We start from the raw sequence: 16,230 nt of genomic DNA on the forward strand, positions 1-16,230 counted from the left end.
AGGACGGACCCGGGGAAGTCGGACCCGGGGAGGACACGAGCCCTGAGCTGCTGCTGGACGTGCGTGGCGCGGTCAAGGAGTTCCCGGGAGTGCGGGCGCTGTCCGATATGCGCCTCGACCTGCGCGCGGGGGAGGTCCTCGCGCTCGTCGGCGAGAACGGCGCCGGCAAGTCCACCCTGATGAAGCTGCTCGCCGGCGTGCACACCCCGGATGCCGGAACCTTCCACTACCTCGGGCGACCTCTGCGCGTGAGCGGCCCGCGCGATGCGGCGCAGCAAGGGCTGGCGATCATCCACCAGGAGCTGAACCTGATGTCCACGCTGACCGTCGCGGAGAACATCTACATCGGACGCGAGCCCACTTTCGGCGGCCTCCTCACCCGCCCAGCACAGCTGCGCGCCCGCGCGCAGGAGCTGCTCGACCGTCTCGGGATGGATCTGGACCCGTCGACCGAGGTCGGAACCCTGCCCGTGGCCCAGCAGCAGATGGTCGAGATCGCCAAGGCTCTCTCCTATGACGCGCGCGTGCTCATCATGGACGAGCCGACCGCCGCGCTGAACGAGCGCGAGACGGGCGCCCTGCACGAGCTGATCCGTCGCTTCGTCACGCCCTCGACCGGGGTCATCTACATCTCGCACCGCATGGAGGAGCTGCGCCGGATCGCCGACCGGGTGCAGGTGATCCGCGACGGGGAATACGTCGACGCGACCCCGATGGCCGAGGCCACGCTCGAAGACGTCATCACCAAGATGGTCGGCCGTGCCGTGGACACCCGCACCGGTCCGCAGGGCGTCCGACGGGACCGCTCGGTGGTCCTCGAGGTCGAGGGGCTGCGCAGCGCACCCCGCGTCACCGACGCCACCTTCGACCTGCGCGAGGGCGAGATCCTCGGCTTCGCAGGCCTGATGGGGGCCGGCCGCACCGAGACCGCCCGGGCACTCATCGGCTCGCTGCCCCGGCAGGCCGGGAGCGTGAGATACCGCGGTCACCCCGTCTCCTTCCGCAGCCCCGCCCACGCCGCGCAGCACGGCTTCGGCTACCTCTCGGAGGACCGCAAGCAGCTGGGCCTGCTGCTGGACCACTCGGTGCAGCGCAACATGGAGCTGTCCGCGCTGTCGGACCGCTTCCAGACGGCCGGCTTCACCCGTGACCGCGCGTCCCACCGAGCCGCCGTCGAACAGGCCCGACGATTGCGCGTGAAGACGCCCGACGTCGCCCAGCGGGTCAAGAACCTCTCCGGCGGCAACCAGCAGAAGGTCGTGATCGGCCGCTGGCTCCTCAAGGACTGCGACGTGCTCATCTTCGACGAGCCGACGCGCGGGATCGATGTCGGTGCGAAGGAGGAGATCTACGACCTCCTCGAGGAGCTCGCCGCCGCCGGCCGGTCGATCATCATGATCTCCTCCGACCTGCCCGAGGTGCTGCGCATGTCCCACAGGGTGGCGGTGATGAGCGAGGGCCGGGTCACCGGCGTGCTCGATGCCGCCGAGGCCGATCAGGAATCGATCATGGCGCTCGCCACCGCCGAGTCCGGCGCGGACCTCTCGGCCGAGCCCGGCGTCGGCGCCGACACCGCGACCGGCGCGGGCGCCGATCCCGGCGCCGACGCCTCCGACCATCTCCCCACCGATGAAGCAGGTGACCGATGACCACGACCACCCCCGAGAAGGCCCCCGCACCGCAGCGGCAGGGCACCCGCAGCGGCCCGTCCTGGCGCAGCCGGATGCAGCAGATGCTGGCCGCCGGCACCCTGGTGCTGATCTTCATCGCGTTCTCCATCGCGAGCCCCGAGATCTTCCCGACCTGGGGGAACATCGTCACGATCCTGTACTCCACCGTCGTGATCGGCCTGCTCGCCCTCGGCGCCACCTTCGTCATCACCACCGCCGGGATCGACCTGTCCGTGGGTACCGCGATGGCTCTGTGCGCCGTGATGAGCGGGCTGTTCATCGTCAACGTGGGCCTTCCCGTCCCACTCGGGATCCTGCTGGCGATCCTCTTCGGCGGGCTCATCGGGCTCGTCAACGGCATCAACGTGGCGATCCTCGACCTGCCTCCGTTCATCGCGACCCTGGCGATGATGATGGTCGCCGGGGGACTGGCGCTGGTGTTCTCCGGCGCCGCCCCGATCTACTTCGAGCAGCCCTCGTACATGGGGCTCTCCACCGGCAGCATCATCCCCTCCGTCCCCAACGCGGTGCTGGTGCTGCTGGCCGCCGCGGTGATCGCCGCGGTGCTCATGTCCCGCACGGTGCTGGGGCGCTACACGATGGCCATCGGCGCGAACCAGGAGGCCGCCGGGCTCGCCGGCGTCGCCGTCAGGAAGTGGCTGCTCATCGTGTACACCGTCGGAGGCCTGTTCACCGGGCTGGCCGGGGTGATGATCTCCGCCCGGCTCGGCTCCGCCCAGCCCGCCACCGGCATGGGCTACGAGCTGGACGCGATCGCCGCCGTGGTGATCGGCGGGACCTCGCTCTCGGGCGGGCGCGGCACCATCGCCGGCACGATGATCGGCGCGCTGATCATCTCCACCCTCACCAACGGGCTGCAGATCCTCTCCATTCCGCAGGAGTGGCAGGACGTCCTGCTGGGCGCCGTGATCCTGGTGGCCGTCTTCATCGACCGCCTGCGCAAGCGCCGGGAGCGGACCTCATGATCGCCTCCCGCCGTACCGTCCTGACCGCGGCGGCCACCGCGCTGCTGCTGCCCGCGTCCGCGTGCACCGGGCGCTCGCGCGATGACGTCCTGCACGTCGCGATCGTCTCCAAGGGCTTCCAGCAGCAGTTCTGGCAGGCCGTCAAGCGAGGTGCGGATGCCGAGGCCGAGAAGCAGGGCGTGGTGCTCACCTTCGAGGGGCCGCCCACCGAGAGCGACATCGAAGCGCAGATCACGATGCTGCAGAACACCGTCACCCGAAATCCCGACGGCCTGGCGCTGGCGGCGCTGGACTCGCGGGCCGCCGCCCGTGCGCTCGCGGAGGCCGAGCAGAAGGGGATCCCGATCGTCGCCTTCGACTCCGGGGTGGAGTCCGATCTGCCGGTCTCCACGGTCGCCACGGACAACGCGGCCGCCGCCCGCGAGGCCGGCAAGCACATGGCCGAGCTGCTCGGGGGAGAGGGCCAGGTGGCCGTGATCGCCCACGACCAGGTCTCCCTCTCCGGCACCGACCGGCGCGACGGCTTCATCGCGGGTATCGAGGAGTTCGCCCCGGGCATCGAGCTGCTGCCCACCCAGTACGGCGGCGGGGACCAGGCGGTGACCGCGAACATCGCTCGCTCGATGATCACGGCGAACCCGGATCTGGCCGGGATGTTCGGCACCAACGAGGGCTCCGCGATCGGCATCCTCCGAGGCGTCCAGGAGTCCGGGCGCGACGATCTCGCCGTGGTCGGCTTCGACTCCGGCCGCGCCCAGGTCGAGGCGATCCGCGACGGCGAGATGTCCGGAGCCGTCACCCAGAACCCCGTCGCGATGGGGCGCATCACCGTGCAGACCGTGCTCGCCGCGATCCGGGGTCAGGAGGTCGAGGAGGTGATCGACACCGGCTTCCTCTGGTACGACGCCGACAATCTGGACTCGGACGAGGTCCAGGAGGCGATCTACCTCTAGCGCGGCTCCTTCGTGTCAGCCTCGTTCGTGTCAGCCTCGGTTCGGCGCCGGCCGGAGTCTCCCGGCGCGGTCGCCGCGAGCGCAGCGGCGACCTCGTCCGCCTGAGGGATGCTGGGGGAGGCCCCGCGGCGCGTGACCGCCACCGCCCCGGCGGCCGCGGCACGGTCGATCGCCGCCGGCAGCTCGTCGCCCGCGGCCAGGGAGGCGGCCAGGTACCCGGCGAAGGCGTCGCCGGCCGCGGTGGTGTCGATGACCTGGACCGGGTGGGCCGGGATGTCCCGCACCCCGCCGGCGTCGACCAGCACGCTGCCGGCCGCCGCCATGGTCACCAGGGCGTGGCCGACCCCGCGGTCGACGAACCACTGTCCCGCCCGGACCGCCGCCTCGCGGGAGTCGACCTCGATGCCGGTCAGCAGCGACGCCTCGGTCTCGTTGGGGGTGACCACATCCACCAGCGGCCAGATCGACTCGTCGAGGTCATGCGCCGGGGCCGGATCCAGCACCACCGTGAGCCCGGCGTCGTGGCCGCGGCGGATCGCATGCATCGTCCGGGCGAAAGGGATCTCCAGCTGCGTGAGCAGCACCCGGCTGGTGGGGGTGAACTCCGCGAAGGCGGCATCGATCTGTTCGGAGGTGATCTCGGCGTTGGCCAGCGGCACCATGACGATGTCGTTCTCCCCGGAGGCGTCGACCCGGATGTGGGCCACGCCGGTCTGCCCGGACACCTCGCGCAGGTGCGAGACGTCGACATCGGCCTCGGTCAGGGCCTGGCGCACCAGGGGAGCGAAGAGGTCATCGCCCACGCAGCCGACGAAGCGGATCGGAGCCCCGGCCCGTCCCGCGGCCACAGCCTGGTTGGCGCCCTTGCCCCCGAGGACGAGGGTGAAGGCATCGCCCAGGAAGGTCTCCCCGGGCCGCGGCAGACGCGAGGAGAAGGTGGTGACGTCCATCGTCACCGAGCCGATGACCAGCACTCCGGCGGCATCCCGGGGCGGACCGGGGGTCTGTGTGCTCATGGTGCTCTCCATTCTGGTGCCGTCCTCGACACGCCGTCCAACCTGTCATAACGGTAACCGCGCCCGACACGAGGGCGATCATGGGGTGCGCGTCGGTGAGGACACCGCGCCGCCCGACGACGCCCGCGCTCCCACAGCGTCGGCCTCGACCCGTCCCACCACGCTCCCGGAAGGAGCCCTTCATGCTCACCGGCATCGACCCCCTGCTCGGCGGCGACCTGCTGCGCATCCTGGACCACATGGGCCACAACGACACCCTGCTGGTCACCGACGCCCACTACCCCGCTCACGCCATGGGCGTGCCGGTCGTCGACCTGGCCACCACCTCGCCCCAGGCGGTGCGGGCGATCCGCACCGTGCTGCCCGTGGACATGTACGCCGGGCCCTCGGTCACGCTCATGACGCCCGAGCCCGGCACCGGCGAGGAGGTCCAGCCGCAGTTGCAGGAGGCGACGGCCGTCCGCGCCGACCGTCTGGAATGGATCGACCGCTTCGACTTCTACGAGCGCGGCCGCCAGGTCTTCGCGGTCGTGCGCACCCTGGAGATCCGCAAGTACGGCTGCATCATGCTGCGCAAGGGCGTGGTCGGCGACGACGAGGGCTGACGACGCGAGCTCAGGCATGTGACGCTTGCCACGCGCCCGGCCCGTTGCTAGCGTCGGATCCCGGTGCGCGCCTGAAGAACGATTCGGCACCCGGTCTCCCGGTCCTGCTCGGACCCGTCGCCCGGCTCCGGCCGTCCTCGGTCCGTCGACCCGCGCACACCCGATCCGACGATGACGACGGAGGAATGCGCCGTGACGCACCCAGCACTGCAGCAGCACGATCACGCCACGCCGAGGGATCACGACGGACAGCGCGACGGCGCTCGGCCCGGCCGTCGGCGGGTCCTCGCCTCGCTCGGCGCTCTGCCCGCCGGGGCGGTGCTGAGCTCGGCGACGACCGCCGTGGCCGCACCCGCCGAACGCCCCACGGACGGCGGCCGCGGCACAGGGGACCGGACGTTCGCGCTCGGCGTCGAGAACCTCCTGGACCCCGGCGCGCTGGCGAGGACCCTCGAGGGAGCGACCGTCGGCCTCATCACCAATCCCACCGGCACCGACAGCGCCCTGACCTCCACGGTCGACCTGCTCATCGCGGGGGAAGGGGACGGCGGGTACACCCTGGTGGCCCTGTACGGCCCCGAGCACGGCGTGCGGGGCGCGGAGCCGGCCGGCGGCTCGGTCGGCGATGGCATCGACGAGAAGACCGGCCTGCCGGTGCGCTCCCTGTACGGCGAGACGCAGAAGCCGACCCCGGAAATGATCGCCGACGTCGACACCCTGATCTTCGACATCCAGGACATCGGCGCCCGCTTCTACACCTACATCTGGACCCTCTACTACGCGATGGAGGCGGCCGGCGAGAACGACAAGCGCTTCGTGGTCCTGGACCGCCCCAACCCGCTGGGCCCGGACACCGAAGGCTTCGTGCTCGAGCCGGAGCTGTCCTCCTTCGTGGGGCTGAGGGAGATCCCGCAGACCCACGGCCTGACCGTCGGCGAGCTCGCCTCCCTGTTCAACGGCGAGTTCCTCGACGGGGCCGTGGACCTCGAGGTGATCGAGATGAGCGGCTACGACCCCGCCCAGCCGCGGGACGCGGACCTGCCCTGGGTGCTGCCCTCCCCGAACATCCCCACCCCGGACACCGCCGTGGTCTACGCCGGCACCGGTCTGATCGAGGCGATCAACGTCTCCGAGGGCCGCGGCACCACCACCCCGTTCCTGTGGTTCGGCGCCCCCTTCATCACCTTCGAGCAGGTCGAGGCGATCATCGCGGATCTGGAGGACGCCGAGCTGCCGGGCGTGCTGTACCGCCCCATGTTCGCCACCCCCACCACCTCCAAGCACGCCGGCGAGTTCTGCGGCGGGGTGCAGCTGCACGTCACCGATCCGAGGGCGTACGAGCCGGTGCGCACCGGCATCCACGTGCTGGCCGCCCTGTTCGAGAACGTCGACGAGGTGGACTGGCGGGAGGGGGAGGACTGCCGCAGCGAGGACGACGTGTGCTGGATCGACAAGCTCTCGGGCACCAAACGCACCCGGGCGATGCTCGAGGCCGGGGACGGCGCCGAGGCCGTCGTCTCCGCCTGGCAGCGGGAGTCCCGACGCTTCCAGCTGACCGCCGAGCGCTACCGCCGCTACTGAGGAGCAGGACGTGACCACCCCGACCCCCGAATCCCCCGATGCCCTCGCCCGCACCCTCCTGAGCCGCCGGGCCCTCGGCGCTGCGGCTCTCGCCGGCGGTGCGCTGACCCTGCCGGCCGCGGCCCGCGCCGACGGCGGAGGGCGGGAGGCCCGGATCGAGCAGCTGCTGTCCGGCATGAGCATCGAGCAGAAGATCGGCCAGCTGTTCGTGGCCGTCGGCTACGGCGCCACGGCCGATGCCCCGAACCCCTCGAACACCTCGACCACCGGGGTCGACACCATCGCCCAGATCGTGCGCACCCACCACGTGGGAGGGCTGATCTACTTCGTCTGGTCCGACAACCTCCAGGACGTCGAGCAGGTCGCGACCCTGTCGAACGACGTCCAGGCCGCGGCGCTGGACTCCAGCGGGATCCCGCTGATGATCAGCACCGACGAGGAGCGCGGCGTCGTGACCCGACTGCCGGACCCGGCGACAGCGCTGCCGGGGGCGATGGCCCTCGGCGCGACGGGGGCGAGGGCGCACGCCCGACGGGCCGGGGAGATCGTCGGCGCCGAGCTGCGCGCCTCCGGTCTCGCCCAGGCCTTCGCCCCGGTGGCCGACGTCAACATCGAGGCGCGCAACCCGGTGATCGGGGTGCGCTCCCTCGGCGCCGATCCCGATGCCGTCGCGCGCCTGGTGGTGGCGCAGGTCAAGGGCCTGCAGGGAGCGGACTGCTCCGCCGCCGCGAAGCACTTCCCCGGCCACGGCGACACCGCCACCGACTCCCACGTCGGCCTGCCGGTCATCGACCACACCCGTGCCGAGCTCGACGAGATCGACCTGCCCCCGTTCCGCGCCGCGATCGAGGAGGGCATCGACGCGATCATGACCGGCCATATCGTGGTCCCCGCGCTCGACGACTCGGGTCGGCCCGCGACCCTCTCGCAGCCGATCCTGACCGGTCTGCTGCGCGAGGAGCTCGGCTTCGACGGGGTGGTCGTCACCGACTCCCTGGCGATGGAGGGTGTGCGCACCATGTTCGGCGACGACCGGGTGCCGGTCGAGGCGATCCTCGCCGGCGCCGACCAGATGCTCATGCCGCCGGACCTGACGGTCGCGATCGGCGGGGTGCGCGACGCGGTGGCCGACGGGGAGATCACCGAGGGCCGGCTCGATCGGTCGGTGCGCCGGATCCTCGCCCAGAAGCTGCGCCGCGGGCTGTTCGAGGACGCCCAGGTCGACGTCGCCGCGGCGCCCGGGGCGATCGGCACGAGCCGCTCCGTGACGGCCGCGCAATCCATCGCCGACGACTCGATCACCCTGATCGCCGACGACGACGGCCTCCTGCCCCTCCCCGCCGGAGCGCATGTGATGGTCACCGGCGTGGGCACGGCGGAGGAGCTGAGGGTCGCGGTCGGGGAGCTGCGCGAGCACGGCCTCGAGGCGAACGCCCTGGTGATGCCGGACCTCGACCGCGCGGCGATCGCGCAGGCCACGACCGCTGCCCGGGGGGTCGACGCGGTGCTCGTGTTCACCTCGTCCTCGGGGTTCACCACTCCCGCGGCCCAGGTGGCCATGGTCGCGGACCTCGTCGCGGGCGGCACCCCGGTCGTGCACGCCTCGCTGCGCAATCCTTACGACGTGGTGCATGTCGGCGAGGTCGCCGCCTCCCTGGCCGCCTACGGCGACGCCGACTGGAGCCTGCGGGCCGTGGCGGGGGTGGTCGCCGGTGCCGTGCGTCTGCGCGGGAGGCTCCCGGTCGCGATCCCCACGGCCGACGGCACCGGGGAGGCCTTCCCGATCGGCCACGGGCTGCGCTGACCCGTCAGCGGGCCTCGACCTGCTCGCGCCGCGGGCCCCGCCGCGCCGCGTGCGATGCCCGCCGCAGCCGCCGCGCATGCAGGTGGGCGGCGGTGAACACCGCGGTGAGGACCACGATCGCCGCGCTCATCATCGTCAGCACGACGGCGAAGGTCGTCCCCAGGGAGACCAGCGCGATGAGCGCGCTGGAGGTGATGATCCCCAGGGCGTTCGCGGTGCGCAGCAGGGCGAACACCTCGGCCCGCTGCGCGGGCAGCACCAGGCGGTCCAGCACCAGCTGGTAGTAGGTGGCCAGCGGCGCCAGCACCAGGCCCACCAGCAGAGCGCCGATCACGGTGGCGAGGATCGAGTGGCCCACCATCACCGACAGCACGCCCAGTGCCATGACGATCAGCCAGAGCAGCACGGTGCGGCGCCGCGGCATCGCATTGCGCACGCTGACCCACACCCCGCCGGTGATGGAGGTGACGCACAGCGCCAGCGGGAAGGCGACGCCCCACGACGGGGCCAGGCCGAAGGAGACCGCCATCGACACGGCGCCGATCTCGATCGCGGCGATCGCCGCGGAGCTCGCCGCCGCGCAGAACAGCCACACGGCGATCATCGGGGTCACCCGCAGGTTCTTCGGGCGCGAGGCGTCGGGAGAGGTGTCCGAGGCCTGAGGTCCGGTCCCCGGGACGCGCGGCAGCAGGAGCACCGGTCCCGCTCCCAGCAGCACCATCGCCCAGATGGCTGCCTGCGGGGACAGCGCGCCGAAGGCCGAGGCGATCACGGGGGCGGCGGCGAAGACCACCTCGTTGAGCGTCGCGGTGATCCCCAGGGCCCGCGGCAGCCGCCCTGCGGCCACGAGATGGTTGAGCACGGCGCGCAGATGGCCGAACGCGGCGCCGTTGACCACGCCCGCCACGGCCGCGGCCGCCACCAGCAGGCCGAAAGGCGTGCCGATCCCGGCCATCACCGCGATCGCCACCAGGGCGAGGGTGCGCAGTCCGATCAGCACCCGCAGGAACCGGATCGGGTCGAACCGCCGGCCCAGACGGGTGACCGGCACGGCGCCGACGACCTGCGCGATCGTCATCGCCATCATCATGGCGGCGCCGCTGGCGGGGTCACCGGTCAGCGGCAGCGCGATCAGCGCGAAGGCGATCGGTGCCGCGGCCTGCGGCACGGTGAACGAGCCGTAGGAGACGTACCAGCGCAGCAGCGGACCGTCGGCGCGCCGCGCGGGGCGAGCGGGGGCGGTGACCTGGGGCGTCATGGAACGACCTCCTTCAGGGAGAGCAGGGTCGGCTGGTGCGGAGCCGGAGGGTCCGGCATGTCGTCAGCGGTGATCCGGGGCGTGGAGAGCCCCGTACTGCGCAACATAATGCCCATCGGTAGATCGTGCAATATAGTGCGCATCACCATGGTCGAACCGAGCGAACGCACCTCTGGCCCGGACGCCTCCGCGCCCGGCTCCGGCGGCATGCGCCAAGCCGTCGTCGAGCAGATCGGCGACCGCATCCGCGCGGCCCGCCAGGAGCTGGACCTCAGCGTCGGCGCGCTCGCCGAGCTCAGCGGCGTCAGCCGCCGCATGCTCACGCAGATCGAGCTCGGCCAGGCCAACCCGTCCGTGGCGATCCTGGATCGGGTGGCCGTCGGCCTCGGCACCACCTTCGCCGCCCTGATGGGGATCGGTGCCCACGCCCATCCCGACGGCGTCGAGGTCTGGTCGACCGACGGCGGCTCCTGGGCGGTGATCCTCGATGCGATGGATTCCGACGGCCTCTCCGTCGAGACCTGGAAGTGGAAGCTGGTGGGCACCGATGCCTACGAGGGCGGCGCGGGGATCCTCTCCTCAGGACGGATGCTCCACGTGATCGAAGGGGCGCTGGAGATCACCACCGGCGACGGGGTCGAGGTCGTCGAGGCAGGAGGGTCCGGGCGCGTGGTCACCGACGAGCTGTACCGCTACCGGTCGCTGCACGAGGCCGGGACCGTCTTCCTCAGCGTCGCCCTGCAGCCGCGCTCGACGCCCTGAGGCCCCGTCAGCGGCGCTCGCGCAGGGCTGTCCCGAGCCCTTCGACCCGGTACTGCTGGACGTGATAGGGCCAGTCCGGCCCCGTGTGCCACTGCGAGCACACCAGGTGCAGATCATCGAGCGTCGACCCGGGCAGGACGAACGGCCCGTAGAGCTGGGCGACCCGCTCGTCATCCTCCTGCCCCCACTCGCAGCCCCACAGGAGGGTCTCGGTCAGCAGCGGCTCGGTCAGCTGCGTCGGGGCGTCGGCGAAGAGCACGTCGACGCGGTACAGACCCGCGTTGAACCAGGTCAGTGTCCAGGTGTCCTCGACGAGGCGCAGGCACATCTCTCCGACCCGGCCGCCGAGGACCGGCGTCGGAGGATTCCCCCACGCCCACTGCTGCGCCTCACCCTCCCCGGTCGCACCCCAGGTCTCGTACGCGCCCGGGTCCAGGATCGAGGCGGCCGGCACGCGCTGCAGGATCGCCCCCTTGTCCCGCTGGAAGCCCGTGGTCAGCAGGTAGACGTGGCCGTCGGCGGGGTTCAGCGCCCAGGTGCACTGCTGGCTGAGGCCGTCCAGGTGGTCCCCGGCGAACATCTCCGCGGTGCGCTCCCAGGTCTCCCCGGAATCGGTGGAGGTCCAGATCTCCGTGGAGGCGACGGTGCCGAAGCCGTGGTTGACCATCGTCCACAGGTACATCGTGTCCCCGATGGTCAGGACGTCACCCGGCAGGATGGTGGAGACCGGGTCGCTGTCGTGCGTGTATTCGACGAGCTGCTCGGCGGTCTCCCCGCCCACCGCCGAGGTCCATTCCAGGCCGTGCTTCAGCGCCCGATCCGGATCGGCGAAGAGGCCGACGGGGGAGCGCCACCAGCCGCTGCCCACCTTCGGCCCCTCGAAGGTGTCGCCGAAGATCAGCAGGATCCGCCCGTCCGGGGTGACCGCCGGGGCGCCGAGGTCGGTGGCGTCCATGCGGAAGCGTGTGGTGATCCCGGGGCCGGTGAGCGTGGCCAGCCGGGTGATCCGGGGTCGGTCGTACTGCGGGTTCGGGTCCACGCCGTGTCCCTGCCCCCCGCGCCCGCCCTCGCCGGGGTGGGCCGCGGCCGGCGGCGCACCCACGACCGAGGCGAGCGCCGCGGCACCGAAGCTCCCGGCGCCGACGGCGAACGCCCCGCCGCGCAGGACGGCGGAGCGGGGCACGTGCCCCGCGTCGCTCGGGCCGGGGGCGGCGTGCTCGCCGCGGTCGGATCTCGACGACCTCATCGAAGGCTCCTGGGTGTGTCGACGGTCACGGTCTGACGTGCTCAGCGTAGGGGTGCACCCGGTGAAGAGCAATCGTTTACTCACAGATGCCTTCGATCCGCAGCTACTCGAGGAGGGCATCGCAGGCACCCGGGATCCGACAGGACGCGAGGCGAGGCAGGGTTTACCCGTCGTGCCGTCTGCCCTAGTCTCGACCCCAGCGAGAAAACGATTTGCGACCGACGGGACGTGACCATGCCTGCCCAGGACGAATCGACGCTCGAGGGCGTGAGGCTGCTCCCCGGCACGAAGCGCCGCCTGCTGGACGCCTCTCCGTCGGCCGCGGAGCCCTGGTACATCAACGACCACACTCTGATCCAGGACCGGGGCGGACGCTGGCACGTGTTCGGGATCTGGCACCCCGAGCCCGCCGACCCCCTCGGTGAGGACCGCTTCCTGCACGCCTCGGCCGACGACCTCACCGGCGCCCCCTGGACGATCCACGACCCCGTGCTGCCTGCGCGCACGGAGATCGGCGAGACCCACGTCTGGGCCCCGCACGTGATCGAGGACGACGGGCTCTACCGGATGGTCTACGCCGGCGGCACCGCGGACCGCACCGCCTACCGCATGACCCTCGCGACCAGCGAGGACCTGTTCACCTGGACCCCGCACGAGCCGGTGCTGTTCGAGGACGGCTTCGACGCCCGCGACCCGATGGTGATCCGCGACGGCACACGGTGGTTGCTGTACTACACCCGTACCTCCACCCCTGCAGGAGGGTTCCACCAGGTCGCGGTCCGCACCTCGGAGGACCTGCTGACCTGGTCACGGCCGCAGGTCGCCTACGAGTCCACGGTCGCGGGCACCGATGGCGGACCGACGGAATCCCCCTTCGTGGTGCGGGCGGGAGGGGGCTGGCTGCTGTTCCTGTGCGAATCCGGCGAGTACGACCGCACCCTGGCCTACTGCTCCAGCGACCCGCTGCGCTTCGTCGACGCCGGCCGGATCGACGTGGACCTCGACGAGCACTGCGCCGAGATCGTCCAGGACGGATCCCGCACCTGGATCACCGGCGGCGGCTGGGGCCGCGGCGGGCTGACGATCCGGCCGCTGGAGATCCTCCGCGCCGCGTCCACGACCGGGACGGAGTGACCGCGATGCTCTACGGCGTCTCCTACTACCCCGAATACATGCCGCACGACCGCCTCGCCGAGGACGTCGCGATGATGCGTGGGGCACACCTGACCTACGTGCGCCTGGCGGACTCGATCTGGGCGCTCGCCGAACCCGCACCCGGCCGCATCGACGTCGAGATGCTCGGCCCCACCCTCGACGCCCTCCACGGGGCAGGGATCCGCGTGGTGCTGTGCACCCCCACCTATGCGATCCCCGCCTGGATGGCGACCGAGCACCCCGAGATCATGCTCCGCCGGGCCGACGGCACCCCCTGGCCCTACGGAGACCGGCAGAACGCCGACATCACCCACCCCGGCTACCGCTTCTACGCCGAGCGCATCATCCGGGCGCTGATGGATCGCTGGGCCGACCACCCCGCGGTGATCGGCGTGCAGGTCGACAACGAGACCGGCGGGCGCGCGATCCACTCCCCGGCCGCCACCGCCGAGTTCCGCCGTCGCCTGGGGGAGAAGTTCGGGAGCGTGGAGCGCCTGAACGAGGTCTGGGGCCTGGCCTTCTGGTCCCACCGGTTGAGCGACCTCTCCCAGCTGTGGGAGCCCGGGGACCGCTCCGGCGGGGGCGGGAACTCCAATCCCGGCTACGACCTCGAATGGCGCCGCTTCCAGGCAGATCTCGTCGCCGAGTTCCTCGACTGGCAGGCCGGCATCGTGCGCGAGTACCTGCGCGAGGACCAGTTCGTCACCCACGACTGCGTGGGCGGGCACGGGCTCCCGCACGCGGACCGGCACCGCATCGGACAGGTGGTCGACGTGCCCGCGGAGAACTTCCCGCACCACAGTCAGGACGCCCTGGCCCATCCTCCCAGGGGCACCCATCCGCCCACCTACCACGACCCCTCCGGCGTCCACGGCGCCATCCAGCTGTTCCAGCGCGCGGACATGGCTCGCGCCGGCGGCCACCAGAACTTCCTGGTCACCGAGATCAATCCGCTCAGCGTCGGCGGCAGCGCCCACAACTTCCCCGGCTACGACGGGCAGTGGCGACTGGCCGCCTACACCTGCATCTCCCGCGGGGCGAACGCGGTCTCGTACTGGCACTGGCACAGCCTCCACTACGGCTCGGAGACCTACTCCCACGGGGTGCTCGGACACGATCTGCAGCCCAACCGGAATCTCGCCGAGATCGCCCGCACCGGCGAGGAGCTCTCCCGCGTGGGCGATGACCTCACCGATCTGTCCGCCGAGGCGGACGTCTGCCTGCTGTACTCCCAGGACTCCCGCTACCTGCTCGAGTTCGAGCCGTTCCTGGCCGTGCCGGGCACCGCCGAGGGCGACCGCCGTTCCTACCAGCGCGTGGTCGATGCCTTCTACCGAGGCTTCTTCGACGCCCGCGCCCAGCTGACGGTGCGCGACGTCGACGCCGGCCCGGCAGACCGCGTCGACCTCGCAGACCTCTCCGAATACGCCCTCGTCGTCGCCCCCACCCTCTACAGCGCCGACGACGCCACCGCCGCGCGGCTGCTGGAGTACGCGGCCGGCGGCGGCCATCTCGTCCTCGGCCCCCGCTCGGGGTACATGGACGAGTTCGGCAGGGCTCGTGCCGAGCGCGGGCCGGGCCCGCTGCGCGAGGGGGTCGGCGCCGGCTACTCGCTGTACTCGACCCTGGAGAACCCGCTGCCGCTGACGGCCGACGGCACGCTCGATCTCGAGGAGGGCGCCGCCGCGGTCGGCTGGATGGACGAGCTCGAGCTCGAAGGCGCCGAACCGCTCGCCCACTACGAGCACCACACCTTCACTCGCCATCCGGCGATCGTCACCCACGCCCGCGGCCGCGGCCGCATCACCTACCTCGGCACGGTGCCGAACGCGGAGCTGGCGCGCTCCGTCGCGCGCTGGGCCCTGGACGACGCCGGGATCGACGTGCTCGGCACAGGACTGCCCGAGCCCGTCCGCGTCACCCGCGCCCGTCGACCCGACGGTGTGCGGCTGTGGTTCGTGACCAACTGGTCTCACGAGCCGGCGACCGTGCCGGCACCCGCCGCGGGACGCTCCCTGCTGGCGGATCAGACGGTCGCCGCCGGCGCGCCGCTGGCCCTCGACCCCTGGGACCTGGCCATCCTCGAGGAGGATCCCGGATGACGGCACTGACCGGGCACCGCATCACGGAGGTCACCACCTCGCCGATCCGCAGCCGCTACCCCCGCACCATCGGACGCAACGCCCGCCTCGGGGCCCACGGCGACGGCCCCTCGGCCCTCGCGGTCGCCGTGCGCACCGACGCCGGGGCGAGCGGCTGGGGACTGTACGAGGGGCCGCAGGTCGACATGAATCGGGCGGTCGGCCGCCCGCTCGAGGAGGTCTTCGACCCGGGGATCGGTGTCATCGATCCCGCGGCGCTCCCGCTGGACGTCGCCCTCCACGACCTCGCGGCCCGGCTCCTCGGCGTGCCCGTGCACGAGCTGCTCGGCGGGCACGGGGCGGCCCCGGTCTCCTGCTACTCCGGGGCGATCTACTTCGACGACCTCGACCCCGAGGACGCCCCGCGCGGCATCGACGCCGTGCTCGCCGACTGCGCCGCGGACCGTGCGGCCGGCCACCGCGGGTTCAAGCTCAAGATCGGCCGCGGCAACCGGTGGATGGAGCCCGAGGAGGGCTTCGCCCGGGACGTGGAGGTCACCCGCGCCGTCCGCGCCGCCCATCCGGACGCGCGCCTGCTGGTGGACATGAACGACGGCTACAGCCCGGAACGCACGATCCGCTACCTCGACGCCGTCGCGGACTGCGACCTCTTCTGGGTCGAGGAGCCCTTCGCCGAGCACGCCGAGGGGCTGCGCGTCGTGCGAGATCACCGCCGCCGCACCGGCTCGCAGGTCCTGGTGGCCGACGGCGAGTTCGAGCCCGACGTCCAGCAGGTGCTGGACCTCGCCGGCGAGGGCCTGCTGGACGTGCTGCTGATGGACGTGCTGTCCTTCGGGATCACCGCCTGGCGGGAGCTGATGCCCGCGCTGGAGGAGATCGGGGTCGCCGCCTCGCCGCACGCCTGGGGGCACCCGCTGAAGACCCTCTACGCCGCACAGCTCGCGGTCGGGCTCGGGAACGTCCCCGTCGTCGAAGGGGTGCCGGGCACCACCGACGGTGTCGACGCCTCCGGCCATGTCCTCGAGGACGGCCGGCTCCTCCTGGCCGCGGCGCCCGGCTTCGGCCTCGAACCGCCCCCTTGACGACTGCGGC

The 16,230-nt window shown here is 72.0% G+C and carries 13 protein-coding genes; 10 read left to right on the top strand and 3 right to left on the bottom strand.

What is annotated here, in order from left to right; all coding sequences use genetic code 11:
• Window positions 1–59: 59 nt before the first annotated feature.
• The 3 genes from BH708_RS16890 to BH708_RS16900 are packed head-to-tail and all read left to right on the top strand — an operon-like array spanning window position 60 to window position 3,609.
• A complete protein-coding gene (locus tag BH708_RS16890) occupies window positions 60–1,649 on the top strand; it encodes a sugar ABC transporter ATP-binding protein (RefSeq protein ID WP_253705370.1) in 1,590 nt (529 codons plus the stop codon).
• Entirely contained in the window at window positions 1,646–2,656 is a 1,011-nt protein-coding gene (locus tag BH708_RS16895) for an ABC transporter permease (protein ID WP_076810166.1), read from the top strand. Before BH708_RS16890 ends, BH708_RS16895 begins: the two co-directional genes overlap by 4 nt.
• The gene (locus BH708_RS16900; protein WP_076810167.1) at window positions 2,653–3,609 is read left to right on the top strand and encodes an ABC transporter substrate-binding protein; all 957 of its coding nucleotides are present in this window, start codon (window positions 2,653–2,655) and stop codon (window positions 3,607–3,609) included. Before BH708_RS16895 ends, BH708_RS16900 begins: the two co-directional genes overlap by 4 nt.
• On the opposite strand, the gene BH708_RS16905 is transcribed toward BH708_RS16900, so the two are convergent.
• Entirely contained in the window at window positions 3,606–4,625 is a 1,020-nt protein-coding gene (locus BH708_RS16905) for a ribokinase (protein ID WP_076811507.1), read from the bottom strand. The two genes, BH708_RS16900 and BH708_RS16905, sit on opposite strands and share 4 nt — an antisense overlap.
• A gap of 182 nt (window positions 4,626–4,807) precedes the next feature.
• On the opposite strand from BH708_RS16905, the gene BH708_RS16910 reads away from it, so the two are divergent.
• The 3 genes from BH708_RS16910 (at window position 4,808) to BH708_RS16920 (ending at window position 8,615) form a co-directional block, all read left to right on the top strand.
• Window positions 4,808–5,230 carry an RbsD/FucU family protein gene (locus BH708_RS16910; RefSeq protein ID WP_076810168.1) on the top strand — a complete coding sequence of 141 codons (423 nt, stop codon included), beginning with the start codon at window positions 4,808–4,810 and terminating at the stop codon, window positions 5,228–5,230.
• A gap of 192 nt (window positions 5,231–5,422) precedes the next feature.
• Window positions 5,423–6,811 carry an exo-beta-N-acetylmuramidase NamZ domain-containing protein gene (locus BH708_RS16915; protein ID WP_253705371.1) on the top strand — a complete coding sequence of 463 codons (1,389 nt, stop codon included), beginning with the start codon at window positions 5,423–5,425 and terminating at the stop codon, window positions 6,809–6,811.
• A 10-nt stretch (window positions 6,812–6,821) separates the two neighbouring features.
• Entirely contained in the window at window positions 6,822–8,615 is a 1,794-nt protein-coding gene (locus BH708_RS16920) for a glycoside hydrolase family 3 protein (protein WP_076810170.1), read from the top strand.
• Between the two features lie 4 nt (window positions 8,616–8,619).
• Here the strand turns inward: BH708_RS16920 and BH708_RS16925 are convergent, their stop codons facing one another.
• Window positions 8,620–9,873, bottom strand: coding sequence for an MFS transporter (locus tag BH708_RS16925; protein ID WP_076810171.1), 1,254 nt, complete (start codon window positions 9,871–9,873; stop codon window positions 8,620–8,622).
• Window positions 9,874–10,020: 147 nt separating this feature from the next.
• On the opposite strand from BH708_RS16925, the gene BH708_RS16930 reads away from it, so the two are divergent.
• Window positions 10,021–10,635 (top strand): helix-turn-helix domain-containing protein, encoded by a 615-nt coding sequence (locus BH708_RS16930; RefSeq protein WP_253705372.1) that lies wholly within the window; start codon window positions 10,021–10,023, stop codon window positions 10,633–10,635.
• Window positions 10,636–10,642: 7 nt separating this feature from the next.
• Here the strand turns inward: BH708_RS16930 and BH708_RS16935 are convergent, their stop codons facing one another.
• Window positions 10,643–11,881, bottom strand: a complete 1,239-nt coding sequence (locus BH708_RS16935; protein ID WP_083713742.1) for a DUF4185 domain-containing protein — start codon at window positions 11,879–11,881, stop codon at window positions 10,643–10,645.
• A gap of 234 nt (window positions 11,882–12,115) precedes the next feature.
• Here BH708_RS16935 and BH708_RS16940 point away from each other — a divergent pair, with 234 nt between their 5' ends.
• From BH708_RS16940 to BH708_RS16950, 3 genes are read left to right on the top strand one after another with little or no spacing between them, the layout of a single operon-like run.
• The gene (locus BH708_RS16940; protein WP_157236032.1) at window positions 12,116–13,015 is read left to right on the top strand and encodes a family 43 glycosylhydrolase; all 900 of its coding nucleotides are present in this window, start codon (window positions 12,116–12,118) and stop codon (window positions 13,013–13,015) included.
• Between the two features lie 5 nt (window positions 13,016–13,020).
• Window positions 13,021–15,138 (top strand): beta-galactosidase, encoded by a 2,118-nt coding sequence (locus BH708_RS16945; protein WP_076811515.1) that lies wholly within the window; start codon window positions 13,021–13,023, stop codon window positions 15,136–15,138.
• Complete coding sequence (locus BH708_RS16950) at window positions 15,135–16,220, top strand: mandelate racemase/muconate lactonizing enzyme family protein (protein ID WP_076810172.1); 1,086 nt, start codon at window positions 15,135–15,137, stop codon at window positions 16,218–16,220. Before BH708_RS16945 ends, BH708_RS16950 begins: the two co-directional genes overlap by 4 nt.
• Window positions 16,221–16,230: the final 10 nt, after the last annotated feature.

This window comes from Brachybacterium sp. P6-10-X1 (assembly GCF_001969445.1).
GTDB lineage: Bacteria > Actinomycetota > Actinomycetes > Actinomycetales > Dermabacteraceae > Brachybacterium.